The 237-nt window shown below is 51.5% G+C and carries 1 protein-coding gene; it reads right to left on the bottom strand.

Annotated features, from left to right (window positions below):
• Window positions 1–237 (bottom strand): hypothetical protein (locus ACXAG7_RS20200; protein WP_476667964.1); only part of this gene is annotated, 237 nt, incomplete at both ends.

The raw sequence follows: 237 nt of genomic DNA on the forward strand, positions 1-237 counted from the left end.
GTGTTCCGTTAGTTCCCGCATTTGGTAAGGCTTGTTCGCTTACCACTACCTGAGCTGTTGCTGCTGTGGTACATGGTGCGGTTGCGGCTACTGTATATGTATAGGTATTAGCCCCTGCTAATGCTGGTGACCAAGTTCCGCCTGTAGCTGGGCTTCCTCCTAAGGCTGCAAATAATTGCGCCGATGTTACGGTGCTTCCTGCACAGATGGTGAGTGTTCCGTTAGTTCCGGCATTTG

Source organism: Tenacibaculum sp. AWR4_210, assembly GCF_056160945.1.